The organism is Trinickia violacea (assembly GCF_005280735.1).
GTDB lineage: Bacteria > Pseudomonadota > Gammaproteobacteria > Burkholderiales > Burkholderiaceae > Trinickia_A > Trinickia_A violacea.
In genome coordinates this window covers 2,506,884-2,533,120 of sequence record NZ_CP040078.1, presented here as the reverse complement: position 1 = coordinate 2,533,120, position 26,237 = coordinate 2,506,884, and the positions used below count along the sequence as shown (strand labels likewise).

Here is a 26,237-nt window from a genome sequence, read left to right as displayed (position 1 = left end):
GGTCTGTTGACCGCGCCGATTTCGTTTTCAACCCGGGTCACATTCGCGAACTTCGACTGCATGAAGACAAACGCACCCACTCCAAGCCCAACCCACCCGCACATCTTTTCCTTCGCTCAGCACGACAACCACTTCCTCCTCGACGGCCAACCGTTCCAAATCCGCAGCGGCGAACTCCACCCGGCTCGCATTCCCGCCGAATACTGGCTGCATCGCATCCAAATGACGAGGGCGATGGGCATGAACACCATTGCGCTCTATGTCATGTGGAACTACCACGAGACAAGTCCAGGCGTTTTCGACTTCCAAAGCGAGAACCGCGATATCGAAACGTTCATTCGCTTGTGCCAGTCGGAAGCGATGTGGGTTCTGCTGCGACCGGGCCCCTATGTCTGCGCCGAATGGGATTTGGGAGGCATTCCGTCCTACATGCTGCGTTATCCGGACATCACGCTCAGGACCGGCTCGGCGACCGATCCCCGCTACATGTCCGCCGTCGCGCGCTACATCGACGAACTGATTCCGCGCGTCAAACCGCTGATGGCGTGTAACGGCGGCCCGATCCTGATGATTCAGATCGAAAACGAATTTGGCTCGTATGGCTGCAATCCGGACTACCTGGAAGACATTCGGCAGCTTTGGCTTCGAGGCGGAATCGATGGCCCGTTCTACACCGAAGACGGCATCGCGCAGCTCCAGCAGAATCGCTCGAACGTCACGGGTGGGGCGATCGCGTTGAGCAATGGCAACGCCGCGCAAATCGCGGCGGCGCGGCAGGCGTTCCCCGGTGTCCCGGTCATGGCCGGCGAGGTGTACCTCGGATGGCTCACGCACTGGGGCGACGCGACGCTGCAAGGGACGGCCGCGGACATCTCCGGCACGCTGGACGCGTTCATGCAACACAACCTCTCGTTCAACCTCTACGTCATTCATGGCGGCACGAGCTTCGGTTTCTATGCGGGGGCGAACGTCGATCCGGATTCCGGCGCCTACCAGCCCGACATCACGAGCTACGACTACGCGGCGCCCATCACCGAGCAAGGCGTCGCGACGCCGAAATATCTGCAGTACCGCGAAATCATCGCCCGATATCTTCCGACGCCGCTACCCGACGTCCCCGAACCGATCGCCATGCTCGAGCGCATCGGAAACGACGCTTTGATGCCCGAACGCTACACGTCCGTTTGGGACAACCTGCCTGCCGCGCTCCCCGCGGCGCAAACCGTCGACCCTCAGCCTTTCGAGGCGTATGGGCAAGCGTTCGGTTTCGCGCTCTATCGCAAGAAGCTGCGGGACTATCGAGGGGGGGCTCTGAATCTCGTCGATGTCCACGACTACGCGACGGTCTTCGTCGGCGAGCAATACGCGGGCGGCGTATCGAGAGCGCCGATGCCTGATCGATGCGCGCAACCGCTCGACGTCGTGCACGATGCGCCGCTTGCACTTCCATTCGACCTGTCGTCGCACGAGGGCGCTGTGAATCTGGACATCCTCGTAGAAGGCATGGGGCGCGTGAACTATGGGCACGCGATGATCGACCGCAAAGGCATCCTCGGCCCGGTCTCGCTGCAGGATGCGATGGGCGAGAGCGAAGTTCTGAAAGAGTGGGAGGTGTTCCTGTTGCCGATGAGCCCCGGGTACATCGCCAACTTGCGGGACGTGTGCTCGAATCCGCGCAAGGCCGGTTTGTTTTTCAGGGCGACGGTATCGCTCGATACCGTGGGCGACACCTATCTCGACATGAGTCACTGGACCAAGGGCATGGTCTGGGTCAACGGACGCAATCTTGGACGCTATTGGAATCTGGGTCCGCAAAGGCGCCTGTATTGTCCGGCTCCATGGCTGCGAGAGGGCGAGAACGTGGTCACGATCTTCGACTTGCATCAGATCGAAGCGAAACCGGTCGAACTTGCGCGCACGCTGTCGTAACGAACCCGCCGCAAACGCTAACTGCCGGCCTCTACCGGCAGCAATTCCAGCGTGAGCACTTCGAATGGTGCAAGGCGAATCGTTTGCGGCTGGTCTGCATCCGACATCGCAGGAACGGACTCGTCACGCCCGCTCCAAGCGCAGAGCACATCGAATCGACCGCCGATGCCATCCGGCAACTCCAAATGCCATCGCAAGTCCAGATCGAAATGTTGTGCGTGATCGGCCGGATTACGTAGCGTGACAATCGACTTCGACGGCGACCAGGCCGCCCATCCATACACCTCGAGCTCATCCGGCGCACCGCCGATCCAATGGCTGTCGCGCAGAACGTCGGCATGGGTTCGCGCCCATTTCGCGGATTCCGCAAGCACGTCCCAGTCGCCCTCGCTAAGCAGCGAAGGCGTGACATACAGCTCCTGCAACTGCGTTCCGCTTCCAAAGTAAGAACGCACTTCGTTCGCGAACGCCTGACCCGCGCCGCTGTTGAGGCGCTGATTTTCCTGCGCGTAAATGATCCCGTGCAGCATCAGCGAGTTGAGCGGAAACAGCGGGCTTTCGAGTACGACGTTGCGGTATGTCTGGGCATCGCGATACGTGATCCAGCGCTCGCGGTCGACGCCGACGCCGGCGAGTCCGTCGTCCGCGCCGCCGCGCCAGATCGAGTCGGCGTAGTGCAGCCAGAACGGCGAGGGAAGGGTGCCGGTGGAGAGGTTGATGAAGGTGTCCGGCCGCGCGCGGCGGATGTCGTCGATCAGCTCGATCGCGGCATCCCAATCGCTGTTGAAACGGCTGCCGGGGAAGACCTTGCCGGCGTTGCCCGTGCCGTCGAATTTGAAATGATTGACGCCGTGCGCGCTCAGCAGCGACATCGCGACTTCATGAAAGCGGCGATAGTACTTCGGCCCCGACAAGGCAAACCCGTCATCGACGACCTCATAGCCCAACGCACGTCCGCGTGCAACGCGCTCCTGTCGAGGTTCGCAATAGCCGCCCCATGGCGAAAGCCACACGCCGGGCGCCGCGCCATATCGCGCCGCGGCGTCGCGCAGCGGCACGAAACCGCGCGGGAAATCCTCGCTGAAGTTCCAACTGCCGCTGTAGTCGTCCCAGCCGTCGTCGAAGAGGAAAGAATCCAGCTGCACGCCGCGTTTGAAGTGCAATTCGCGGCCTAGCGTGTCGATGCGTTCGAGCGCTTGCGCTTCCGTATAACGCGTGAGGTAGCCGATGTCGTACCACGAGTTGTAGTGGAGGAAGGACCCGTAAGGACGTGCGCGTTCGCGTTCGAGATAGGCCGAAAAATCGCGGCGCAATTGGCCTTCGCGGACCACACCCGCAACCGCCGAGTAAGCGAGGGTTTTCCCTTTTTCCAGCGGCAGCGCACGCGTCACCGTGAAGCGGACCACGTCGTCGAGCACCTCGCTTTCCGACATCGGAAGCTCGAAGCCCAGATAGACATTGCCCGCAATCACGGGTGTGCCGTTCAAATTGCCGCTTGCCTGCGCGTTTGCCGCTTGCGTCTGAAGCATGGAAACCGCGACGATGGATTCGTCTTGCGCGAGTGCCGTGATCGCCAGTTGCAAGCGCAAATACGGCGAGCCTTCGCGCTGTTCGATACACCATTCCACGCGCAGGCGATCATGCTCGTCGTGAAGAACGGCGCTCACGCGCCGGCCTGCGAGTCGATCGGCAAGCCTGGCTGCGTGCGCGTCCGCGGTAAGCCCATCGTCCCGCAACGGCGCGAGCAGCCTCAGATCGTCAACGCCAAGTGTGCGTCCATCGGCGAACGTCAGCGCGAAAGGCGCGATCACCGGCAGCGTCCGCGCATGGGCGCGATCGACGATCGCAAAGCCGGTCAAATGCGAATGCGCGACGGTCCAAGTCAATGCGATTGCCGCATTGCCGAAAGCGAATCGATCGTCGCTCACGGAGAGTGCGGGCATGCCGGAGGCGGTGAGCGCAGTTTCGTTGCGATACATGGCGTAGGCTCTCGATCAGCGAACGGTCGAAGCGGATAGCCGTCCAGCACCCGCCCCCATAGGGACGAATGATCGGACCATACCGTCGCATGGAATAATAGGAAATTACTCGAACATAGCCGGCAACGCGCGCGTCCCGCCGGCATCCGGTCAGCCATTGTGAAAAACCTCGTTGTTTCCATCGATCAGCTCGCATCGTTCGACGAAATCGTCGACGTGCGCACGCCGCTCGAATACGCCGAAGACCACATTCCCGGTGCGATCAACGCGCCGGTGCTCAGCAATGAAGAGCGCGTGATCGTCGGCACGCTGTATAAGAACTCGCCGTTCGAGGCGAGCCGGGCCGGTTCCGCGATGGTGGGGCGCAACATTGCGCGCCACCTCGACACGACCTTTGCCGACCGTCCGCGCAACTGGCGTCCGCTGATCTATTGCTGGCGCGGCGGCAAGCGGTCCGGCTCGATGACCGTGTGGTTCAACATGATCGGCTGGCAGGCGCGGCAACTGGACGGCGGCTACAAGTCGTACCGGCGCCAGGTGCTCGAACAACTGGAGCGCTTGCCGTCGCGGCTCGATTACATCGCGCTGACCGGACACACGGGTACCGGCAAGACGCGCCTGCTGCACGCGCTAGCCGACGCGGGCGCGCAGATATTGGATCTCGAAGGACTGGCCCGGCACCGCGGGTCGCTCCTGGGCGCGCTGCCCGATTCCAACCAGCCGACGCAGAAAGCGTTCGATACGGCATTGGCCGTCGCACTGTCGAAATTGGATGCGAGCCAGCCCGTGTTCGTCGAGGCGGAAAGCCGCCGGATCGGCAATGTGTCGCTGCCTCTGTCGCTGCTCGATGCGTTTCATGCGGGGCGCTGTGTGCAGGTGTCGGCGCCGCTCGACGCTCGGGTGCGCTATCTGTTGAACGACTATCGGCACTTGTTCGACACGCCGCAATTCTTCAAAGATCAGCTGACGCGCCTGATCGGTCTTCACAGCCGGCAGACGGTCGCGCGCTGGCACGCGTTCATCGATAACGGGCAGCTCGAGCCGCTTTGCACGGAACTGATCGAGCAGCACTACGATCCGGCGTACGCTCGCAGCAGCCAACGATCGTTCGGTGCGGCCGGCGGCGCGTTGTCGTTCGGCTTCGATCCTTGCGCGGCCGACCCGCTCGCGCAGGCGCGCGAATTGATCGCCCAATGCGCCGATCTCGCCCATTCAAACTAACTGATCCGAGACCATGGAATCTCTCATCCAAACGCCGCGCCGCCCCGGTTCGGCGTTCGCCATTACGTTGTTTGCGCTGATCGCGATCGTCGGGCTCTACTACGTCAAGTGGTCGCCGTACTATCACCGCGCGTTCGTCGCGGCCGACACGCATTCGATCGGCCACTCGATCCTGGCCGGCACCGAGCCCATGCCGCCGCAGGCGTCGTGGCCCGCGGCGCTCGGCTATGCAACCGCTTACGCGAAGGCGATCTGGCAGGCGCTCGTGCTCGGCCTGCTGCTCGGCTCGGCGGTGCAGGCGTTGCTGCCGGCGCATTGGGTCGCGCGCCTTCTGGGCAGCGCCGGCATGCGCAGCGTCGCCGCGGGCGGCTTGCTCGCGCTGCCCGGCATGATGTGCACATGCTGCGCGGCGCCCGTGGTGGTGGGCCTGCGCGCGCGCCAGGCATCGCCCGGCGCGGCGGTCGCGTTCTGGCTCGGCAACTCCGTGCTCAATCCGGCGACGCTGGTCTTCATGGGCTTCGTGCTCGGCTGGCACTGGACCGCGCTCAGGCTCACGCTCGGCGCGCTGCTCGTCTTCGGCGGCGGCTGGCTCGTCAACCGGCAAGCCACGCCGGCCGAACGGTCCGCCGCGCGCGAGCAGCTCGAAGCGCTCGCTGCCGAGGCATCGCTGCAGGGCAGCCGCTTCGCGCAATGGCTCAAGCTGCTCGCACGGATGACGCTGCGTCTCGTGCCCGAATACGCCGTGCTCGTGCTGCTGCTCGGCGCGGCGCGCGCGTGGCTGTTTCCGCACGTCGGGCCGGAGGTGGATAACGCGATATGGTGGATTCTCGCGTTCGCGATTGCCGGCACGCTGTTCGTGATTCCCACTGCCGCCGAAGTGCCGATCGTGCAGGCGATGCTGTCGTTCGGCGTGGCGGCGGGCCCGGCCGCCGCGCTGTTGATGACGTTGCCGCCCATCAGCGTGCCGTCGCTCGCGATGACGGCACGCGCGCTCGGCGTCCGGGTGCAGGCGACTCTGGTGCTGATGGTGGTGGCGGCCGGCGTCGTGGCCGGCTTGGCCGCCGTGGCGCTCCATTTCTGAATCGACAAAGGCTGGCTATGAACTCGACCTCCCCGCAAAACGGCCCGGCGCCGCGCCTGACGGAGCTGTCCCACGGCGGCGGCTGCGGCTGCAAGATCGCGCCCGGCGTGCTCGCCGAACTGCTCAAACGTGCCGCGCCGATGCCGGCGTTTCCGGATCTGCTGGTGGGCTCCGAAACCGCCGACGACGCTGCCGTGTACCGCCTCAACGACGAGCAGGCGATCGTCGCCACGACCGACTTCTTCATGCCGATCGTCGACGACCCCTACGACTTCGGCCGCATCGCAGCGACCAACGCGCTCTCGGACATCTACGCGATGGGCGGCAAGCCGCTCTTCGCGCTGGCGCTGGTCGGCATGCCGATCAACGTGCTGCCGCACGAGACGATCGCGCGCGTGCTGGAGGGCGGCGAGGCGGTGTGCGCGGAGGCCGGCATCCCGGTGGCCGGGGGCCATTCGATCGATTCGGTCGAGCCGATCTACGGGCTCGCGGCGATCGGCGTCGTGCATCCGAAGCGCGTCGCGCGCAACGCCGGCGCGCGTGCCGGGGACGTGCTGGTGCTCGGCAAGCCGCTCGGCGTCGGGATTCTGTCGGCGGCGCTGAAGAAGGGGAAGCTCGACGATGCGGGCTACGCCGCGATGATTGCGGCCACCACGCGTCTGAATCGGCCGGGCACCGCGCTTGCCGCGCTCGACGGCGTGCATGCGATGACCGACGTGACCGGCTTCGGCCTGCTCGGGCATCTGCTCGAGTTGTGCCGGGGCGCGCAACTCGCGGCGCGCGTGGACTACGCGGCGCTGCCATGGCTCGAACCGGCGCCGGAACTCGCGCGCGCGGGCTTGGTGACAGGCGCGTCGGGGCGCAACTGGGCCGCTTATGGCGCACAGGTCGAACTCTCGCCTGGCCTGCCTGCGATTGCCCAAGCCTTGCTGACCGATCCGCAGACCTCCGGCGGCCTGCTCGTCTCGTGTGACGCGGCCAGCGTGCCCGCGGTGCTCGATGGCCTGCGTACCGGCGGTTTCGATCAAGCCGCGGTGATCGGCTCGATGGCGGAGGGGGCGCCGCGCGTCGTGGTCGAGTGATCCTGACGCTGGCGAGACAGGGGACCTATCAGTGGTACGTCGCGGGCGGCTCGCCGAGCACGCCGCAGGTGCCGGAGTCGTCCGCGGGGGCGCCGCTGGTCGTGCAGCGTGGGTCCCAACGCGGCAGGCCTGCTGCCGCACAATCTTCGATGGAAGCCGTTTGCGCCGCATGATGGACGTCGACACGATGTAGCACGCAATCGTGCCCTGGCAGTTGCGTATCCAGCACCTCGCGTGCGGAAGCAGCGTCGGCGAAGATCGTCGCGCCGTCGAACCCCTCGGGATTCACACCTGACCAGAACGGGACCCCATAGAGTTCCCGCAGAAAGACGCCCCACTTCGGGCTATGGATGACATAGGCGACCTTGCGCTCGGAGACGGCCGCGAGCAAGCCCTGCTCGTCGGCCAGGCGAGCCGCCTCGATGATGTGTTTGGCGCCTAGCTTGTTTCGTATCGACGGACCGTAGCGGTCCCGAAGCGCTGTCTTGGACAGCCCCAGCGATTCGGTGGCCTGGTCCAGAGTTTGCCCGCGAGCGACAGCGTTCAATATCTGCAGCTCGATCATGGACAGCCCCGACCGGCTGAGGGCGAGGGCCCTGTCTCGGCTCGCGTACCACTCGAGCAGTTCGGCGGAGAGCGCGCAGAAGAGGATGCGATTCTCCCGTAACCGCTCTTCGCCTTCGCCGGATGGCAACGTTGGGTTCGACGCGGTCAGCACCGCGAACTTTCCCCCGCGCGGCTGGTGCGCGGGCGCGACGATCCAACTGCCCATGCCGGCACGGCGGGCAAACTCGCCCATGTCCCGCCAACTGCCGGAGAGGTTTTCGAGCAACCCGACGTCCGACGAAAAGAAGGGTCGCTGCGACTGGCTTCCGTGCATGAGGAACGGATCGGTCGCGTACCAGCGCTTGGCCACGTAGGTTTGCGCAGCGGCCGTGTCTTGCGGAGACGTGATGAGGATGCGATACGCCGTTAATTCTCCTTCCATCGATCGATCGCATAAAAAGAAAAAGGCTGTGCTGGCCCCTAATGCGCGTGTAATTACGCGAATATGCGAGATGAGTTCCGTTTCATCTTCGATACGCGTTATCCCGTTAATAGATGTCTGAATGGTGTCGCTAGAATTAATATCGAGATATGGTGGCCTAGGCGGAATCTCAACTGTCGAGCTTCCTATCATTTGCCGTAAAGAAGGTTCGATTAACCGGCGGTATGGATCTGCGCTGATCAGCCCTGCAAGGCTTTCCTGGCAAGCCAGCACCACCTGCGTAACTCGGATGTCATTTTGCCGATTATTCAATGAGCATAATTCGCGCTCCAGCAAAACACCTGCTTTCCCTTCCCGAACGCGCAGTTGAATGGATTCAGGGCCTACGGAAAACGTTTGGATCTGGGGTTTATTCGATGGCATGACGGCGGACATGAAAAATATCGACGCGAGCTAAGTCGGGTAACCATAAATCAATTTCTCGATATTACAAAATTATTACGCACATATCGCTCCTGATAGTCAAGGGTCGCGACTATGGGGGGCGGGCTCGATAGCATCGAGTTGGAAGAGGAACGAGGCGATGCGCCTGGATTGAGAAGCGCGAGAAGACTAACCGTGACCCTTAGAAAACGATTTCCACGTGTAGCGCGCCAAGCTGGCGCACGCAGTTCGCCGTTGCCCTGGTGGTGTTGCCCGATGATCACGCGGTTTGATGCGCAATTTCGGGAAGCGCCGGCGCAGGATGAGGCAGGCCGAAGATTGCAGGACGCGGAACGCACATGTATCGAGCTTGCCCAGGCGGTGTTACCCGCGAGGGTGCGGCGTGCATTCGAGGGCCTGGAAGGGCGTTATGCGTTGGCGCTCGTCGCGTGCGGCAGCTCGCTCTCCGCTTATCCGGACCTGCGGCGCCACGTGGGCTCGGCCGAATGGCAGGCAGTCAGGAGGTTGAACGCGCATCCGGGTTTTAGGTGGCTGGTCGACCGCTACGAGCGTGCGTTCTTCGATTGGTGTGAATTACAGGAGGCTCGTGAAGACGTATCGCGTCCAAGCGCGCGGCTACAGGAAGAATTGAGCGAGCAAGGGTATTGGTGTCGATGCATACGCAGGATGTGTGGCACTTGGTTAAAGACCTGAACCGAGCGCTGTCCGCCTCAGCCGGGAGCGCGCTGAATCGCGCCAGGGGAAAAATCCGGCCACAATCTTCTGGACATTTGCCTTCGTCGCCATGTCAGGATTGCCGTGTCCGGCGACGCGAATGAGTAAGAAATCCCACATATTGATATTCACTTGATCTGATTCTAAGATGCGCTAGTCTCAAATGCGGCACGCGCGAACTGCCGTCAGCGATTTGACGTTGCCGCGTGCCGCTGCGCTCGCAACCCGTCCTCGGGACAAGCCGCACGCGCAGCCGCTCCACCTTTCATCAAGCTGGTATCGGTCGCTGTCGCGAGAAGAGGCGATACGGCGTCCCGGCTGCTTCAAAACTTGTCTGCCGTTTCCTTGACCGCGTCTTTCGATCGTCCTGCGCGCGCCGTTTTCCGGCGGCACAGCCGGTAGAGGGACTCTCATTTAGGAGCTGGATGATGACCTTGTTCACCCCCGAGCAATTCGTCGCGATGCAGAAGGCCAACCTCGAGATGGCGTTCGGCTTGGCCCGATCGCTCGCCGATGCCTTCGAAAAGACGGCCGTCCTGAACCTGCAGTTGACCAAGTCGCTGTTGGCCAGCTCGCAAGCGTCCTTGCTGCAAGGGCTCACCGCGCCGCAGACGCCGGAAACGAACGCGAAGCAAGCCGAGCTGGCGGCCTCGATTCCGGAACAAGCGCAGTCGTATAGCCGCCAGCTGGCCGACATCGCGTCGGCCACGATCGCGGAATTCGTGCGGGCCGGCGAGGGGCAGGCCGATGCCTACAATCGCCGCGTGCAGACGCTCGTCGACGATCTGGCGAAGAACGCCCCCTCCGGTTCCGAAGCGACAATCGCCGCCTGGAAATCGGCGATTACGACGACCAGCACGCTGATGGAGACCCTCCGCAAGAGTGCCCAGCAAGCGGTGCATGCGACTGAATCGAACCTTGCCGCGATTTCCGGCACGGCGAACGCGGGACGAGGAGCCGCCAAATAACGTGCCTTCGGAGGCAGCAATGAGCACGTCGTGGTGGGGCATCGTGGGGGGCTCGGCGGCCCTCGTCGTCGCGGCATTGAACGTGGTCATCCACTATCGCCGCGAACATCGGAGACAGCAGTTGCTGAGAAATCTCGATCACCACGATTGGTGGTATCGGGTGCTGTCCCGGCGTTAGGCGCTCGCGCTTTCAAGTTCGGCAGACGCGGGCGCGGGCACGTCGAAGCAAGCATGTGCCGTTGCTCGCTTCGACGTGCTCGCGCTCGCGTTTGCTATTCCGCGTTTCGTTTGACGATTTGCGCGACCGCATCGAGCGTGCGCCGCACGTCGTCGTCCGTCGTGCGCCAATTGCAGACGGAGATGCGCATCGCCCGCTTGCCGCGCCAAGTCGTGCCGCCGAACCACGCGACGCCCGATGCCTGAATCGCGGCGATCGTCGCGTCGGTGCGCGCGTCGTGTACGCCGTCGCGATCCAGAAAACGCACGAGCCCTTGATTGATCCGCGGACGCGCCAACACTTCGACGCCGGGAAGCGCCGCGAGACCGTCGACCAACTGCGTCGCGTGATCGCAGCAGCGCGCCACCATCTCGCCGATACCCGTGCGGCCGAGCGCGCGAATCGCGGCGTAGCAACTTACTGCACGTCCGCGCCGCGACCATTCCGGGGTCCAGTCGCGCTGCTCGCGAGCGCCTCGCGAGGCGGCCGAGTAGCTCGTCTCCATCGTGAACACCGCGCGGTGCGCTTCGGGGTCGGCGACGAACACGAAGCCGTTGTCGAACGGCAGGTTCAGCCATTTGTGTCCGTCGGTGGCCCACGAGTCGGCGCGCTCGACGCCCGCGACGAAGTGGCGATGCCGCTCGCTCGTCGCGGCCCATAGGCCGAATGCGCCGTCGACGTGCACCCACGCGCCTGCCGCATGCGCGAGATCGCACGCCTCGTTGAACGCATCGAATGCGCCGGTGTTCAGGTCGCCTGCTTGCAAGCAGACCGCGGTAGGGCGATCCGATTCGCGCAGCGCGGCAGCGAGCGCATCGAGCTCGAGCGCGCCGTCGCCATCGACGGGCAACAGCGTGATCGCATCCGTGCCGATGCCGAGCAGGCGTGCCGAGCGCGGGATCGATTCGTGACGGTTTTCGCTCATCAAGAGCCTGAGCGGCGGCGCGCCCGCGAGGCCCTGTCGCTCGACGTCGACGCCGCGTTCGGCGAGCAGTTTATGGCGTGCGGCGGCGAGCGCCGTGGTGTGGGCCATCTGGCAGCCGGTCACGAACGCGTACGAGGCGGTCGCGGGCAAGCCGAGCAGTGCTTTCAGCCACGTGCCGCAGATTTCCTCGATCACCGCCTCGGCGGGCGAGCACGCCACCGATGCCGCGTTTTGATCCCACGTCGACGTGAGCCAGTCCGCGGCAAGCGCGACCGGCAGCGCGCCGCCGATGACCCAGCCGAAAAAGCGCCCGCCGGTCGAGGCGAGCAAGCCGCCTTCGGTATCGGCGACGAGCGCGTCGATCACGTCGGCGGCATCGCTCGATTCAGCGGGCAACGGGCCGCCCAGGCGTTGGCGGAGTGCGTCGGCCGTGACTGTCGCGCCCACGGGGCGCTCGTTCAGCCGATCCAAATACCGCTGCGCGTGCGCGGCGGCGCGTGCGAGAACTTCGTGGTCGTTCATGACGGGGCTCGGGTGGGTTCGGCGGCTTGCCCAGCATTATCTTTATTTAATCTCGCGAACGTTTCGGCGTACAAGCAAGTGTGCTTGCTGTTTCATTCGCCGCTCGGCCACGGCGCTTAGCCGGGCCACGCGCCGTCACTCCCCGATCAACTTCAACCCCGCCGGCAGCGATTCGCCGAACACGCGGCCCGTATCCGCATCGTCGAGCGCGACGGTTTCGCGCACCATGGTGACCCACGCCGGCGATGCATTGATCGCTTCGAGCCGCCGCACGACTGTCTCGCGCGTCTCAACTGGCAAGTCCCGCGACCGGTCGCCTGTCATGCGCGCGATCTGGGCGGCGGCGAACGCGGCCGGGTCGACCTTCTTCCAATCGAGCGCAAGAATCGCGTCGAGCCACGTGCCGGCGACCTCGGGCGGCACGACCGTATGCGCGCTGCCATAGAACGGCCGCCGCGCGCCGATGCGCCCGATCGCCCACCAATTCTGCTGATTCTCGGAGGACTTGCGCAGTTGCGCGACCTGGCGCTCGGCGATCTCGATCTTGCGTTCAACGGGAATCCGCTCGAGCGACGCCGAGAGCCGGACCATGTCCGCGAAGCCCACTTTCGCTGGATCGAACGGCGATTTCTGCCGCTTCGAGCCGGCCGTCTTGTGCAGATAGTCCATCGCGTCGAGCAGGCGCAGTTGTGCGTCCTCGCCGAGACCGCCGGCCGCGCGGCGCCACATCGTCCACCATTCCGACCAGACCTGGCCCTCGTTGATGTACTGGATGCCGTCGTCGAAGAGCGACCAAAGCTGTTCGACGCGCCATTCGTCGAGCGGGTAGCCGAACCCCGGACGCACGCAATAGCCGGCGAGATTGAGCCACGAGCGTTCGTGATCGGCGGAGCGGCGCCGTCTGCGCACACGCTCCCACAACACGCCGAACAGCTCGCGGAGCAGGGCGCTGTCCCAGGTGTCGCGGGCGCCGAGCGTCTGTTCGAGTTGCGCGCGCAGCCGCTTGACGTCTTTCGCGCCGACATCGTGCGAACGCGAGCCGAAGATGCGGTCGATCTCGTCGATCGCACGGCCGAGCGCCGGATGCGCGGTGGTTTCGGCGAGATCGACTTTAGCGGCGTCGTCGCGCCGCAATTGGAATTCGAGCAGCCAGCGTTGCTTGACGTCGGCAGTCTCGTCGGCTGTTTCGATGCAGTGGACTTGCAGCGTGCCGACTTCGGTCAGCGCGGTGGCGAGCTGAACCGGCGTTTCGCCGGGGCCGCTCGCGCCGCGCGGCTCGACGACGGTGGCGATCGGCGGCAGGCGCACGAAGTCGCTCGACGCGAGATCGGCCAGATCGCCCGGCCGATACGCGGCATCCGCGACCGACGACGCCAAGTGAAAACGCACCGGCGAGCCGAGCCGCAGCGCGAACGTGCGGTCCGCGAGCGCGATCTCCTGGCCTTCTTCGGTGCCGCGCGGCAGCAGGCAGACGCCGCGCGGTGTCTCCTTGTCGCCGCCGTCGAGGACGAGGAAGTAGCTGCGCGCCGAGCCGCCGCCGATGCGCGGCGCGCTGCCGGCGCGCGCGAGCGCATAGGCGACCGCGCCGCGTGCGACGGCCACATCCGGGTTCGCGTTCTGCAGCACGTTGAGCGGCGCGCCGCGCCAGGCGCCGAGCGTATCGGCGAGACGCGCTTCCAATGCCTTCGCGCGGAACACGCCGCCGTTGAGCAGCAGCGTGTCGGGCATCGGCAAGGCCGTCTCGTCACCGATCTCCGGCAGACCCAATGCATGGCGCGACTGCGTGGCGTGCTGGCTCAGAAACGCGGCGACATGGCGCGTGATCGCCGGGTCGCTCGCATAAGGCAGGCCGAATTCGACGATGGCGCCGCGCGCGCGCCGCGGGCGCTCGCTTGACGCGACTCGCGGAAGAAAGCCGTCGACGATCAGGCGCTCGACCTCCTGCCGCGTCACGTCGACCGAGCGCGCGCCGCCGATCAGCTTCGAGCCCGAGCCGAGCAGCGTGATCGAGGTCGAATCGGGGGCGCGCGTGTCGAGCAGTTGCTCTTTCGCGGCGCGGCAGCGCTCGACGAGTTGCGACAGGCTCGCCGCCGACAGCCGCTTGTCACCTTGCTTGTCGCCCGTCGTCAGGCGCGCTTCGACGAGACGCGCGAGCGCGAGATCCATGTTGTCGCCGCCGAGCATCAGATGGTTGCCGACCCCGATGCGCGTCAACTGCGGCTCGCCGCCGTCCTCGATCTGCACTTTGACGAGCGTGAGGTCGGTCGTGCCGCCGCCCACGTCGCAGATCAGCACGAGGCGCGTGTGCGCGAGCTCGTCGCGCAGCGTGTCGCGATGATGGAACAGCCAATCGTAGAACGCCGCCTGCGGTTCTTCGAGCAAGCGCAGCGCGGGCAGCTTCGCGATGCGTGCGGCTTCGAGCGTGAGCGCACGCGCGCCGTCGTCGAACGAGGCGGGCACGGTCAGCACCACTTCCTGATCTTCGAGCCGCGCCTGCGGAAAACGATGATTCCACGCCGCGCGCACGTGAGCGAGATAGCTCGCGCTGGCCGTGACCGGCGACACCTTGCCGACTTCGTCGTCGGCGCCCCACGGGAGGATCGGCGCCAGTCGATCGACTGACGCATGCGACAGCCAGCTCTTCGCGCTCGCGACGAGCCGCCCCGGCACTTGCGCGCCGAGCGCGCGCGCAAGGCGGCCGACGACGGCGGGCTGCGGCGTCCCAAGCGGCGCATCCGCGTCTTGCCAAGGCAGTTGCAGCGCGTCCTCGTTCAACTCGCCCGCCGCCGCGTGATAGCGGACCGACGGCAGCATCGGCCGCGCCGCCACTTCGCCGACGCTCACCAGCTGCTCGATGTCGAAGACGCGGATGTCCTTGCCGCCGCGTTCCGCATAAGCGACGACGGTGTTGCTCGTGCCGAGATCGATCCCGACGATGTACTGCTTCATCGCGCTCAAGCGTTTGCGCCGCCGCGCACGTCGAACTCGACTTTCCAGCGTTCGCTGCTGCCGCGCGGCACGGCTTCGAGTTCTAGCGTGCCGGTTTCGGTCACGCGCGCATGCAGCTTCACGGGCACGACTTCGCCGGGCGTGCGGCCTTCGGGCGGCAGCGTCGCTTCGATTTCCTCCAGTTCCTGCAATTCGTCGGGCTGCCAGAAGTCGAGCAGCGTGCCGACCTGATCCTGACGGCGCACCGACGAGCCGAAGAAGCGGAAGTGCACGGGCTCGCCGACGACGAGGCCGAATTCCTGCGCGGGCAGCTCGGCATCGGTGCCTTCTTCCATGCCGAACGGCGCGACGCAGAGCGCCTGAACCGGCGGCTCGAGCCCCGGCACGGCGGGCATCGCCGATTCGACGGCGACGTAGTACGCACGCGCCGTGCCGCCGCGGATGCGCACGCCCTTGCCGCGCCGCACGTAGCCGTAATACGCGGCGCCGCGCGCCACGGCGAGATCGAGATCCGCGCCTTCGAGCAGACGCGCGGCCGGTGCGCTTTCGCTAGCGAGCCAGCCGTTGAGCGTGTGAAGAATGCGCTCGACGAGCAACGCCGACTTGAACACGCCGCCGTTGAACAGCACCGCGGTGGGATGCAGGAACGTCGCGCCGTCCTTCTGCTCGAGCTGCACGCCTTCGAGATCGGCCAGCGCGCCCACCTGCCGCGACAGGAACGCCGCGAGATGCCGCGTCACGGCCGCGTCCTGCGCGTAGGGCAGGCCCAGTTGCGTGAGACCCGCACGCGCGCGGCTCATCGGCCGCGCCGAGCTTTCGACTTGCGGGAAGAAGCCTTCGAGAATCGTCTGCGTGAGTTCGGCGCGCGTCAGCTCCGTGCGGATCGAGCCGCCGATCAGCTTGGAGCCGCGGCTCGGGACGACGAGCGGCGCGGCGTCGAGGTCGTCGCGCGTGAGCAGCGTTTCCTTCGCGGTGCGGCACGCGTAGGTGAGCGCACGCAACTGCCACGGGTCCGCCTGCGTGCCTTGCGCCGCGAGCTTGCGGGCGACGACGTGCGCGAGCGCGAGGTCCATGTTGTCGCCGCCGAGCAAGATGTGCTCGCCGACCGCGACGCGATGCAGTTCGAGATTGCCTTCGCGCTCGACCACGGCGATCAGCGACAAGTCGGTGGTGCCGCCGCCGACGTCGACGACGAGGATGATGTCGCCGACTTTCACTTGCTTGCGCCACTGTCCGCCGCTCTTCTGAATCCAACTATAGAGCGCGGCCTGCGGCTCTTCGAGCAGCGTCATGCGCGTGTAGCCGGCCGCCTGCGCGGCTTCGGCGGTCAGCTCGCGGGCCGCAGGGTCGAACGACGCCGGAATCGTGACGGTGACGTCCTGCTCGTCGAACGGCGCATCGGGATGCGCGTGATTCCACGCTTCGCGCAGGTGCGTCAAGTAGCGCACCGACGCTTCGAGCGGCGACACGCGCACGACTTCCTCGGGCGCGTCGTTGGGCAGAATCGCCGCGCGGCGATCGACGCCCGGGTGGCAGAGCCAGCTCTTCGCGCTCGACACGAGCCGGATCGGCGTGCCTGCGCCGCGGCTGCGCGCGAGTTCGCCGACCGCGAAGCCGCGCTCGGCGGTCCACGGCAGATTCAGATCGCCGGCCGCGAGTTCGTTCGCATGCGGCAGATAGAGAAACGAGGGCAGCAGGTCGAGTTCGCCGACCGCGCCGGGCGCCGTGAGCTGGGCAACCGGCAGGACTTGCTGCGCGGTCTTGTCGCCATCGCTTGCCGTGATGTCGACGTACGACAGCGCGCAGTGCGTCGTGCCCAGGTCGATACCGATCGCATAGCGTGTATCGCTCATAGTTCCACCTCGGCCGGGGCGATCACCGAAGCGTCATGGCTCTCGGCGAGCTTCGGCAGACGGACGTCGGCGACGCGCCAGCCGCGATGGCTGATGCTGCCCGAAAACGGCGGCTTGCCGACGACGTTGCCGGTCAGACGAATCGAGGTGGCGTCGAAGCCGTCGGGCACGGTCACGCGGCTGCCTTCGGCTTCGTCGCGCACCGGGCGGATCGTGAAGTGCTCGCGCAGCACGCGGCGGCAGCCGTCATGCACGAGACGCGCGGCGGCGCCGATATCGGTGTCGGAGTAGCCGACGACGTCTTCCTCGATGAAGTCGATGAAGCGCGCCTCGCGCTGCAAGAGCCCGAGGAGTTGAAGCGCCGCGTCGGGCGTGGCTTCCTTCAGCGTGCGGACGACGGGCTGAGGCTGCGCTTGGGACTTGGGTTGCGGGGCGCTTGCCGCGGGCGCCGGCGCGATGCTCGGCGCCTCGCGCACGCTGCGCACGCGGGCGGCGAGTTCGCGGTCGCCGAGAAGGCTGAAGAACGTTCCGACTGCGAGAGACAGTCTCCCGAAAAAAGACTCGTTCGAGTCAGACATAAGAGGCTCCTGGTATTCGGCGTCCGGGGCTGCGGCCCGCGGCGGCGAGAAATGAAAGCGGATTGACGGGCGAAAGCGTGCTAAGCGTGTTTTCGCGCCGGTGGCGCGCGGATCGGGCGGCGAGTGCAAGCTCGCGCCGGGCGCCGGCTCGTGCGCTATTGTAGTTGGACTTGAACGCGGCACTTTTTTGGAACGCACGAATCGATGACGACGACCGACGCCCGGCTTGCTTTCGCGCTAGCCACCGAGAACGATTTCGAAGCACTTGTCGCGTTGCGCGAGGGCGCGTTGCCGGACTAGCGTCCGGCCCAGAACGAAGCGCTTACGTCGTCGTCACATAGCGCGGGGCCGGGGCCGGAGGCGGCTCCGGCTGCGGGGCCGCATCGCCGTTTGCCGCCCGCATGCGCCGCATCTCGTCGACAGGGCTGACGCCGAACAGCCGCTTGAACTCGCGGCTGAATTGCGAGGCGCTTTCATAGCCGACCCGCGCCGCCGCCGTGCTCGCGTTCATGCCGTCCTGCATCATCAGCAAGCGCGCCTGATGCAAGCGCGTGGTCTTGACGTACTGCATCGGCGAGGTCGACGTCACCGCCTTGAATTGCGCGTGAAACACGGCAAGGCTCATACCGGCTTCGCTCGCGAGCGTATCGACATCGAGATCGCTGCGATAGTCGGAGTGAATGCGGCGCAGCGCTTTCGCGATGCGGCCGAAGTGGTGCTGATACGTGAGCGCCGCGCGAATCGCGTTGCCTTGCACGCCGGTCAGCACGCGATAGCAGATCTCGCGCACGATCGACGGCCCGAGGATGCGGGCTTCGAGCGGGTTGCTGAGCGCTTCGAGAAGGCGCAGCACCGCGTCGCAAAACGGCTGGTCGAGCGGCGTCGAATAGATGCCTTGCGGCTCGCTGATGGCGGGAGTGTGCCCGTCGTCGATCTGCAGCAGCAATTCCGCCGCCATCGTCAGATCCACGCGGAGCTTGATGCCGAGCAGCGGCTCCTCCGCGCTCGCCTCGGTCTCGACTTCGAACGGCAGCGGCACCGAGAACACGAGATATTGCTGCGCGTCGTAGACGAACACCTTGTCGCCGATAAAGCCGCGCTTGCGGCCCTGGCACAGAATCACGATGCAGGGCTCGTACATCGCCGCCTGGCGTGGATGCGCGCGGCTCGAGCGCATGAACTTGACGCCGTCGAGACGCGAATGCGTGTAGCCCTCCGCGGGGGCCAGCTTGTCGAGCAATTCGACCATCCGCTGCTGCGCGGGGCTCACGTAAGTCGTTGCCGGTGTGAGGGTTGCCATGATGAGAACGGTCCGTCGACTATATCGACGTTCAAGAGGATCAGGCTTGAAATCTAGCACCAAACAGTATCTATGAGTGGGCGGCGAGAGGAATAGGCAAGTCTTCGAGATATTCAGGTATTCACCGGCTGGCGTCCGGTCCTTACGATGGGAGCCCTGACGGACTCCGCCTTGTGTTCCCGCAGAAGTCCGTGCTGCATCTGACAGGAGAACAGCCCGTGATCGACCGTGTCCAGGCGATGCGTACCTTCGTTCGTATCGTCGATACCCAAAGCTTCACGCGCGCCGCGCTTTCGCTCGACATTCCGCGCGCGACTGCAACAACCATTGTCCAGAACCTCGAAGCCATGCTCGGCGTGCAGTTGCTCCAACGCACGACGCGCCGTTTGAACCTCACCGCCGAAGGCGCCGCGTACTACGAGCGCTGCGTGCAGATCCTCGCCGACATCGACGAAATGGAAGCGAGCCTGCGCGACACCACCGACAACCTGCGCGGGCGTTTGCGCGTCGAAATGCCGGGCGCGGTCGCCACGGCGCTCGTGTTTCCCGCGCTCGACGAATTTCATGCGCGCTTTCCGAACATCGATCTCGCGATCGGCTTGAGCAATCGCGCGGTCGATATGGTGGGCGAGGCGGTCGATTGCAGCATCCAGCTCGGCGAGCTGCCCGACTCGGGCCTCATCGCGCGGCGTCTCGGCGTGCTCGAGCAGGTCACCTGCGCGAGCCCCGACTACCTCGCGCGGCACGGCACGCCGGAGTCGCTCGACGAACTGGAAGGCCACGTGGCCGTCAACTGCATGGCCGCTGCCGGCACCACGGCAGGGCGAGGCGCCGAGTTCGACTTCGAAGACGAAGGCCGCGTGACGACGGTGAAGGTCGAAGGCTTCGTGCAAGTCGCCGACGAGCACGCGTATCTCGCCTGCGGGCTCGAAGGGCTCGGCTTGATCCAGCCCTCGCGGATTGCAGCGAAGCCGTATTTGGAATCGGGGCTGCTCAAGGAAGTGCTGACGCGCTACACGCCGGTGCCCGTGCCGGTGTCGGTCGCGTATCTGAAGAACCGCCGCGTGTCGCCGCGCGTGCGCGCGTTCGTCGATTGGCTCGCCGAGCTGTTCGAGCAGGCAGAACTGGTCGACAAGGATATGTCGCGCGTGCGTCAACTGCTGCGCGGCCTGCACCCCGACGCGGTGAATTGAGCCGCGTTGTCAGTCTGCCAAGATCCGTACCCGGAACCCGCCGTTAACGCCTGAAGAAACGCGCCGCCGTCGGCGCGTTTTTTATTCGTCCGCTCATCGGCCCACTCATTTCCCTCATTTGGCATTGACGACCCGAACGTCTATCTTCGACAAGGTGCACGAAGTGGATGCGTAATGCAGTCGGACCTACAAAGGGAACACGATCATGGCAAAGCAGACCATTGCGGACTATCTCGCGAAGACGTTGCAGGCGGCCGGTGTCGAGCGGATCTGGGGCGTGACGGGCGACAGCCTCAACGGCCTTTCCGACAGCTTGAGCCGGCTCGGCTCGATACGCTGGATGCACACGCGTCACGAGGAAGTGGCGGCGTTCGCGGCGGGCGCCGAAGCGGCGGCGAGCGGCAAGCTCGCGGTGTGCGCGGGAAGCTGCGGGCCGGGCAATCTGCATTTGATCAACGGACTGTTCGACTGTCACCGCAATCATCAGCCGGTGCTCGCGATCGCGGCGCACATTCCCTCATCCGAGATCGGTCTCGGCTATTTCCAGGAGACACATCCTCAGTCGCTCTTCAAGGAGTGCAGCCACTACGTCGAGCTCGTGAGCAACCCGCGGCAGTTTCCACGCGTGCTCGCCACCGCGATGCGCACCGCCATCGACGAGCGCGGCGTGGCCGTGATCGTGCTGCCGGGTGACGTCGCGCTTGCCGAAGCCCCCGAAGAGGAAGTGCAATGGGCGCCGCCGGGCAAGTCGACGACGGTGCCGTCACCGGCCGATATCGATCGCCTCGTGAAGCTGCTCGACGCCTCGGATGCCGTGACGCTCTTGTGCGGCAGCGGCTGCGCCGGGGCGCATGACGAAGTCGTCGCGCTGGCGGACCTGCTTGGCGCGCCCGTCGTGCATGCGCTGCGCGGCAAGCAGTTCGTCGAGTGGGACAACCCGAACGACGTGGGCATGACCGGGCTCATCGGCTTTTCGTCCGGCTATCACGCGATGATGTCGTGCGACACGCTGCTCATGCTCGGCACCGATTTCCCCTACCGCAATTTCTATCCGCCGCAAGCCAATATCGTGCAGATCGACCGGCGCGCGAGCGCGCTCGGCAAGCGCGCGCCGCTCAAGCTCGGGCTCGTCGGCGACGTGCGCGAGACGCTGCAGGATCTGCTGCCGCGGCTCGCGCGCAAGGCGAATCGTCACTTCATCGGCCGTGCGCTCAAACACTATCAGGCCGCGCGCAAGGGCCTCGACGAACTTGCGCGGCCGTCGGCGCCCGGTCGGCCGATCCACCCGCAATACCTGACCAAAGTCGTCGATGAACTGGCCGCCGAAGACGCCGTCTTCACGGCAGACGTCGGCACGCCGACGCTCTGGGCCGCGCGCTATCTGACGATGAACGGCAAGCGCTCGCTGCACGGCTCGTTCAATCACGGCTCGATGGCGAACGCGATGCCGCAGGCACTCGGCGCGCAGGCGGCGCATCCGGGCAGGCAAGTGGTGTCGCTGTCGGGCGACGGCGGGTTGTCCATGCTGCTGGGCGATTTGCTCACGGCACGCCAGCTCGATTTGCCGATCAAGGTGGTCGTCTTCAACAACAGCGTGCTCGGCTTCGTCGCGATGGAGATGAAGGCGGGCGGCTATCTCGACAACGGCACGGACCTCGCCGCCACCAACTTCGCCGATATCGCGAACGGGGCAGGCATCTTCGGCGTGCGTGTCGAGGACTCCGAGCAACTGGCCGATGCGCTGAAGCTCGCGTTCTCGAAGCCGGGGCCGGCGCTGGTCGACGTCGTCACGTCGAAGTACGAGATCGCGCTGCCGCCGAAGATTCAATGGGAGCAGGCGAAGGGCTTCAGTCTTTACATGCTCCGCGCGGTGTTGAACGGGCGTGGGGATGAAGTCGTGGAACTGGCGAGTACGAATCTGCGGTGAGGGTTGGCGTCGTAGTCGTCATGCGCCGAGGTTCGATTCGCGCAGTCCAAGCCTCCTGAGAGACGAGCATGAGCAAGCTGACCGCCAAGATCAAACACGAGTTCATGGCACTGCTGCCGCCGACGATCTTCTTTTTCATTATCCTGCACGTCGTTGCGCTTGTTCGAGCGCTGATGACGAAAGGCACTGGCATTAGCGTGCCGTCGTCGGCCTCCGTGACCATCGCCGCCCTGGTGCTCGGCAAGTCGGTGCTGATCGCGAACCTGTTGCCGTTCATCAACCGCTTTCCCGAGAAGCCGCTGATATGGAACGTGAGCTGGAAAACGGCGATGTACACGCTGGTGGCGTTGTTCATTCACTATCTCGAGCGTCTGTGGGACTACTGGAAAGCGGCGCCCGGATTTGTTGCCGCCAACCATAAGCTGCTTGCGCAACTCAACTGGGCGCAGTTCTGGGCGATCCAGATCCTGCTCGTGATGCTGATCCTCAACTACTGCGTGATCGCCGAGCTGGCGCGCTTCATCGGCCGCGACAAACTGAGGGCGATGTTCTTCGGGCCCATGCCGGCAAAGCCGGCGGGACCGGCGGTGGGCGCGAGCGGAGTCGATTGACCGCGCACGCCGGGGGCGATCGGTTCTTGCGCAATTGCGCCCCTCACCCCCGCGCCCCTCTCGCAATTTCATCCCCGGCATTCGCCGACAACCGCCGCGTAATCGGAATCGAGCCGAAGGAAAACAGCCCGACCGCGGCGAACGCCGGCCAGAAATCCGACCACATGATGTGCGAGTGCCCGTGCGCCGCGCGCGAAATCTGCAGCACGATCCCCGCGACCGTCACGCCGAGCCCGAGCGACATCTGCTGCACGACGCTGCCGAGGCTCGTGGCGCGGCCGGCGTCGCGGCTGTCGATATCGGCGTAGATCATCGAATTGAGGCTCGTGAACTGCAGCGCCGGGAAGAAGCCGCCGAACAGCACGATCACCCAGATCAGCCAGACCGGCATGCCAGGAACGAAGGTGCCGCAGGCCGCGATCGCGATGCCGGCGAACACCGCGTTATAGATCAGCACCGTGCGAAAGCCGTAGCGGCGCAGCACGGTCGAGGTGAGCGAGCGCATGAACATGCCGCCGAACGCCGAGGCGCAAGTGATCGCACCCGACTGGAACGCCGACATGCCGAGCCCCTCCTGCAGCGAGAGCGGCAAGAGGAACGGCACCGCGCCGAGCCCGATCCGGAACATCGAGCCGCCGAGCACGCTCGCGCGATAGGTGGGAATGCGCAGGAACGCGAGATCGAGGAGAGGACGCGCCGCGCGCTGTGCATACAGCACGTAGAGCACGAGCAGCAGCGCGCCGACCACGCAGAGTTCGATCGCCGTCCGCGCCGAAACGAGCTGGCCGTCGATCAGAGACAGTCCCAGCAGCAACGCCGACGCGCCGACCGCGGACAGCAGGAAGCCGACCCAGTCGAGCGGTCCGGGATGCGGCTCGTGTGAATTGACGATGTGCTTGTTGGTCAGGTAGATGCCGAGAATGCCGACCGGCACGTTGATGAAGAAGATCAGACGCCAGTGCAGGTAAGTGGTGATGAACCCGCCGAGGAGCGGCGCGACCGCCGGAGCGAGGAGCGCGGGCATGCTCAGGTAGTTCATCGCGCGCACGAACTCCGCCTTCGGCACGACACGGAAGATGATGATGCGGCCGACCGGCACCATCATCGCGCCGCCCACGCCTTGGATGAAGCGCGCGAGCGAGAAGGTATCGAGCGACCGCGAAGCCGCGCACATCAGCGAGCCGACCACGAAGATGCCGATCGCCGTGCGGAAGATGGTGCGGGCGCCGAAGCGGTCGGCGAACCAGCCGCACACGGGGATGAAGACGCCGAGCCCCATCACGTAGCTGATGATGCCGATCTTGAGCGCGACCGGATCGCTGCCGAAATCGCGAGCCATCGAGGGGAGTGCCGTGACGATGATATTGGCATCGACGCTTTCCATGAACATCGCGCACGCGACGATGAGGGGGACGAGGAAAGCTCGGATGGCAAGCGGCATGGAATACGGCGCGAGCGACGGCGGCGGCAAAGCGATGATTATGCGCCTACTTCAATCGCGTTGGGGTGGGGGATCGCGCGTCTCGCGATGCGTTTGTGCTGTTTCGCGGCGGTTCGACAGCAGAGTTCGATGGTTCGCAAGCCCGCCTCCCCCTCTGCACAGGGAGGCGGGCGATCCTGCTAAATCACGTGCTCAACCGCTCATTGCGCGAACCTCATTGCGCAAATTTATGCCCCTGCACGTAGGTAACGAGCTTCGAGATATCAAAGCTGCCCCAGCCCGTCGGATAGTCCCAACCCTTGCCCGCGTTGTACCCATAGCCGCCGTAGCCGTTGTTGCCGGAAGTGACGTCGTGCACGAGCGCCGGCGTCGATTGGACTGCGCTATAGATGCTCGCCGCCGGGAAGCCGAGCGAGTTCGAGTTGGCCGATTCGAGGCGCGCGTAGAAGCCGACGAAGATCGGTGACGAGAGGCTTGTGCCGCCGATCTGCTGGATCTGCCCGTAGTTGTAGACGAGCGCGCCCGTGCTCTGCGCCGCGTCGAACGAGATATCCGGCACCGCGCGGCCGGCCGGCTTCGGGCTCACGGAGAGCGTCGATTGCCACGTCGGAGCTGCCTCATACGAGCTGAAGCCGCCGGTCGACGCCCATAGCTTGCCGTTCTGGTCGAGTCCTTCGTTCCACACCGTCTCGCTTGCGTAGCCGTCGCTCGCGGTCGTATAGAGCGTCGTGCCGCCGACCGCGATCACGTTCGGCGACGATGCCGGCCACGAGATCGAGTACGTGCTGCCGTCCGGGTAGCCGCGGTTGTTGCACTCGTACACGCCTTCGTCTCCGGACGACACCGAGAACGTCTGCCCTTGCGCGACCGCGGTCGTGAAGATCTGGTCTTCGGCGGCCATCGTGCCGTCGGAGTACGCATCGGCCTCGCACCAGCCGAGCGACACGTTGATGACCTTCGCGAGATTGTCGGAGACGGCCTGATTGAACGCCTGCGTCAGCCCCGTGTTGCCCGATGCGCTGTTGTCGGCCATGTAGAAGAGCAGCTGGTTCACCGCGCCGCCGGCTGCGCCGACGATCGACTGGCTGTCGAGATCCCACTCGCCCTGGCCTTCCTGATCGTCGCTGTAGTCGCCGTTCGGGCCGCCGGTCTGGACCGTCTGGACGTTCACGGTCGGCAGGTTGTTGGCGCTCGTGAACTGGTTCAGATCCTGAGTCGCCTGGCTCACGCCGCCTTGCGTGATGATGCCGACCGTCGTGTTCGCCGCGCTCGGCGTATTGCCGACGTCATAGAGCGCCGGGAATTCGGTCGGGCTATGGCCCGTCGCGGTGCCGGTGGCGAGCGTCTTGGCCTGCGTGCGCGGGCCGGCGTGCAGCATCGTGTGGGCCCGCGTCACGTTTTGCAGGCCGAGCACGGACAGCACGGTGTCGCTGAGTGCTTCGGGCACTTGCGCGGGGGCCGTGTTCGCAAAGACCTCGCGGTTGTCGCGCTGGAAGTGGACGAGCGGCGTATTGAAGCCGCTCTTGACCGAGCTGGCCGTGCCGTCCGCGGACACCAGCAGGCGGTTCGGCGCCACGCGGATGTTGATGAAGCCGTTCTTTCGCAGGTGCGTGACGACGGCCTGAACTTGCGCTTCGGTCGGCGCATAGTCCGCGAGGAATTGCTGGTGCGTCAGGAACTTGCGGAAACGCGTGCTCTTGCGGTCGTTGACGTCGCGCGCGAGCTGATGAAGCTGGTTCGCGTTGCGCAGCTTCAGGCTGACCACGACGTGCGCCGGCGAGCCGGCCGCCAGTTCGACGAGCGGCGTCGCGGCGAGCGTGCGCGTCGCCGGGGCGATGAACGCCTTGGTTTCGGTGCTGACCCACGTCGTCTGCGCGGGAGCCGCCGCCTGCGCGGCCGATGCGACAGCGAGCGGCAGAATCAATGCCGCGCCTTTAAAAGAAGCGAATGCAGAACGTTTCGTATTTAACGTCGACTTCATTTGACCTCCTGAATCGATACGCCATGAGAAAGCCAATCCGTCGAGTCTCGATACATCGACGGATTAGTATTTCCAGCCCTGATTTCGTTGATATGGATTGTGAGCGCTCGACGCAGCGATGCGCGTCGCTAACCTAGCAGCGGCGGTGTTTTCTCAGGTAGCTGTCAGACTTGGCAGTGGAGTCAGGAATTTTTCTCGGCTATCCGGGCGGCATCCGAAAATTGAAAGTCTAATGAATGGTAATTCGAAGGCGAGTGCGCACGAATTGGAAAATATCAAATGATTTTTATCGGTATTTTTCTTGGGGTGAAATGGAGTGTTGGCTCTAATTTAA

19 protein-coding genes are annotated in these 26,237 nt (G+C 65.1%); 10 read left to right on the top strand and 9 right to left on the bottom strand.

Annotated elements, in window-relative coordinates; genetic code table 11:
* Positions 1–60 precede the first annotated feature (60 nt).
* Complete coding sequence (locus tag FAZ95_RS33420; RefSeq protein ID WP_137336665.1) at positions 61–1,929, top strand: beta-galactosidase; 1,869 nt, start codon at positions 61–63, stop codon at positions 1,927–1,929.
* Positions 1,930–1,946: 17 nt separating this feature from the next.
* Here the strand turns inward: FAZ95_RS33420 and FAZ95_RS33415 are convergent, their stop codons facing one another.
* The gene (locus FAZ95_RS33415; RefSeq protein WP_254700066.1) at positions 1,947–3,908 is read right to left on the bottom strand and encodes an alpha-galactosidase; all 1,962 of its coding nucleotides are present in this window, start codon (positions 3,906–3,908) and stop codon (positions 1,947–1,949) included.
* Positions 3,909–4,067: 159 nt separating this feature from the next.
* Here FAZ95_RS33415 and mnmH point away from each other — a divergent pair, with 159 nt between their 5' ends.
* The 3 genes from mnmH to selD are packed head-to-tail and all read left to right on the top strand — an operon-like array spanning position 4,068 to position 7,292.
* The gene (gene mnmH, locus FAZ95_RS33410) at positions 4,068–5,129 is read left to right on the top strand and encodes a tRNA 2-selenouridine(34) synthase MnmH (protein WP_137336664.1); all 1,062 of its coding nucleotides are present in this window, start codon (positions 4,068–4,070) and stop codon (positions 5,127–5,129) included.
* 13 nt (positions 5,130–5,142) lie between these two features.
* Positions 5,143–6,210: a permease gene (locus FAZ95_RS33405; protein WP_137336663.1), complete on the top strand. Its 1,068-nt coding sequence runs from the start codon at positions 5,143–5,145 to the stop codon at positions 6,208–6,210.
* 17 nt (positions 6,211–6,227) lie between these two features.
* Positions 6,228–7,292, top strand: a complete 1,065-nt coding sequence (selD, locus tag FAZ95_RS33400; protein WP_137336662.1) for a selenide, water dikinase SelD — start codon at positions 6,228–6,230, stop codon at positions 7,290–7,292.
* 28 nt (positions 7,293–7,320) lie between these two features.
* Here selD and FAZ95_RS33395 read toward each other — a convergent pair whose 3' ends face one another.
* Positions 7,321–8,715, bottom strand: a complete 1,395-nt coding sequence (locus FAZ95_RS33395; RefSeq protein WP_137336661.1) for a helix-turn-helix transcriptional regulator — start codon at positions 8,713–8,715, stop codon at positions 7,321–7,323.
* A 264-nt stretch (positions 8,716–8,979) separates the two neighbouring features.
* Between FAZ95_RS33395 and FAZ95_RS33390 the strand changes: the two genes are divergently transcribed.
* From FAZ95_RS33390 to FAZ95_RS39640, 3 genes are all read left to right on the top strand, one after another.
* Entirely contained in the window at positions 8,980–9,417 is a 438-nt protein-coding gene (locus FAZ95_RS33390; RefSeq protein WP_137336660.1) for a hypothetical protein, read from the top strand.
* A gap of 449 nt (positions 9,418–9,866) precedes the next feature.
* Positions 9,867–10,406: a TIGR01841 family phasin gene (phaP, locus tag FAZ95_RS33385; RefSeq protein WP_217497451.1), complete on the top strand. Its 540-nt coding sequence runs from the start codon at positions 9,867–9,869 to the stop codon at positions 10,404–10,406.
* A gap of 19 nt (positions 10,407–10,425) precedes the next feature.
* A complete protein-coding gene (locus FAZ95_RS39640; RefSeq protein WP_175425832.1) occupies positions 10,426–10,584 on the top strand; it encodes a hypothetical protein in 159 nt (52 codons plus the stop codon).
* 94 nt (positions 10,585–10,678) lie between these two features.
* Here the strand turns inward: FAZ95_RS39640 and FAZ95_RS33380 are convergent, their stop codons facing one another.
* The 5 genes from FAZ95_RS33380 to FAZ95_RS33360 all read right to left on the bottom strand — a co-directional run bounded on the left by FAZ95_RS33380 (position 10,679) and on the right by FAZ95_RS33360 (position 18,750).
* On the bottom strand, positions 10,679–12,070 hold the full coding sequence (locus FAZ95_RS33380) for a pyridoxal phosphate-dependent decarboxylase family protein (protein ID WP_137336658.1): 1,392 nt from the start codon (positions 12,068–12,070) through the stop codon (positions 10,679–10,681).
* A gap of 135 nt (positions 12,071–12,205) precedes the next feature.
* Positions 12,206–15,019, bottom strand: coding sequence for an Hsp70 family protein (locus FAZ95_RS33375; RefSeq protein WP_137337732.1), 2,814 nt, complete (start codon positions 15,017–15,019; stop codon positions 12,206–12,208).
* Positions 15,020–15,024: 5 nt separating this feature from the next.
* Positions 15,025–16,872 (bottom strand): Hsp70 family protein, encoded by a 1,848-nt coding sequence (locus FAZ95_RS33370; protein WP_137336657.1) that lies wholly within the window; start codon positions 16,870–16,872, stop codon positions 15,025–15,027.
* A complete protein-coding gene (locus tag FAZ95_RS33365) occupies positions 16,869–17,450 on the bottom strand; it encodes a DUF2760 domain-containing protein (RefSeq protein WP_137336656.1) in 582 nt (193 codons plus the stop codon). The genes FAZ95_RS33370 and FAZ95_RS33365 overlap by 4 nt, the downstream gene beginning before the upstream one ends.
* A gap of 322 nt (positions 17,451–17,772) precedes the next feature.
* Positions 17,773–18,750 (bottom strand): AraC family transcriptional regulator, encoded by a 978-nt coding sequence (locus tag FAZ95_RS33360; RefSeq protein WP_254700064.1) that lies wholly within the window; start codon positions 18,748–18,750, stop codon positions 17,773–17,775.
* A 218-nt stretch (positions 18,751–18,968) separates the two neighbouring features.
* Here FAZ95_RS33360 and FAZ95_RS33355 point away from each other — a divergent pair, with 218 nt between their 5' ends.
* From FAZ95_RS33355 to FAZ95_RS33345, 3 genes are all read left to right on the top strand, one after another.
* Positions 18,969–19,943, top strand: coding sequence for a LysR family transcriptional regulator (locus FAZ95_RS33355; protein ID WP_137336655.1), 975 nt, complete (start codon positions 18,969–18,971; stop codon positions 19,941–19,943).
* 205 nt (positions 19,944–20,148) lie between these two features.
* The gene (gene poxB / locus FAZ95_RS33350) at positions 20,149–21,870 is read left to right on the top strand and encodes a ubiquinone-dependent pyruvate dehydrogenase (protein WP_137336654.1); all 1,722 of its coding nucleotides are present in this window, start codon (positions 20,149–20,151) and stop codon (positions 21,868–21,870) included.
* A gap of 68 nt (positions 21,871–21,938) precedes the next feature.
* On the top strand, positions 21,939–22,481 hold the full coding sequence (locus FAZ95_RS33345; protein WP_137336653.1) for a hypothetical protein: 543 nt from the start codon (positions 21,939–21,941) through the stop codon (positions 22,479–22,481).
* 43 nt (positions 22,482–22,524) lie between these two features.
* On the opposite strand, the gene FAZ95_RS33340 is transcribed toward FAZ95_RS33345, so the two are convergent.
* The gene (locus FAZ95_RS33340) at positions 22,525–23,922 is read right to left on the bottom strand and encodes an MFS transporter (protein WP_137336652.1); all 1,398 of its coding nucleotides are present in this window, start codon (positions 23,920–23,922) and stop codon (positions 22,525–22,527) included.
* A 214-nt stretch (positions 23,923–24,136) separates the two neighbouring features.
* On the bottom strand, positions 24,137–25,903 hold the full coding sequence (locus FAZ95_RS33335) for a S53 family peptidase (RefSeq protein WP_137336651.1): 1,767 nt from the start codon (positions 25,901–25,903) through the stop codon (positions 24,137–24,139).
* Between the last annotated feature and the right edge of the window lie 334 nt (positions 25,904–26,237).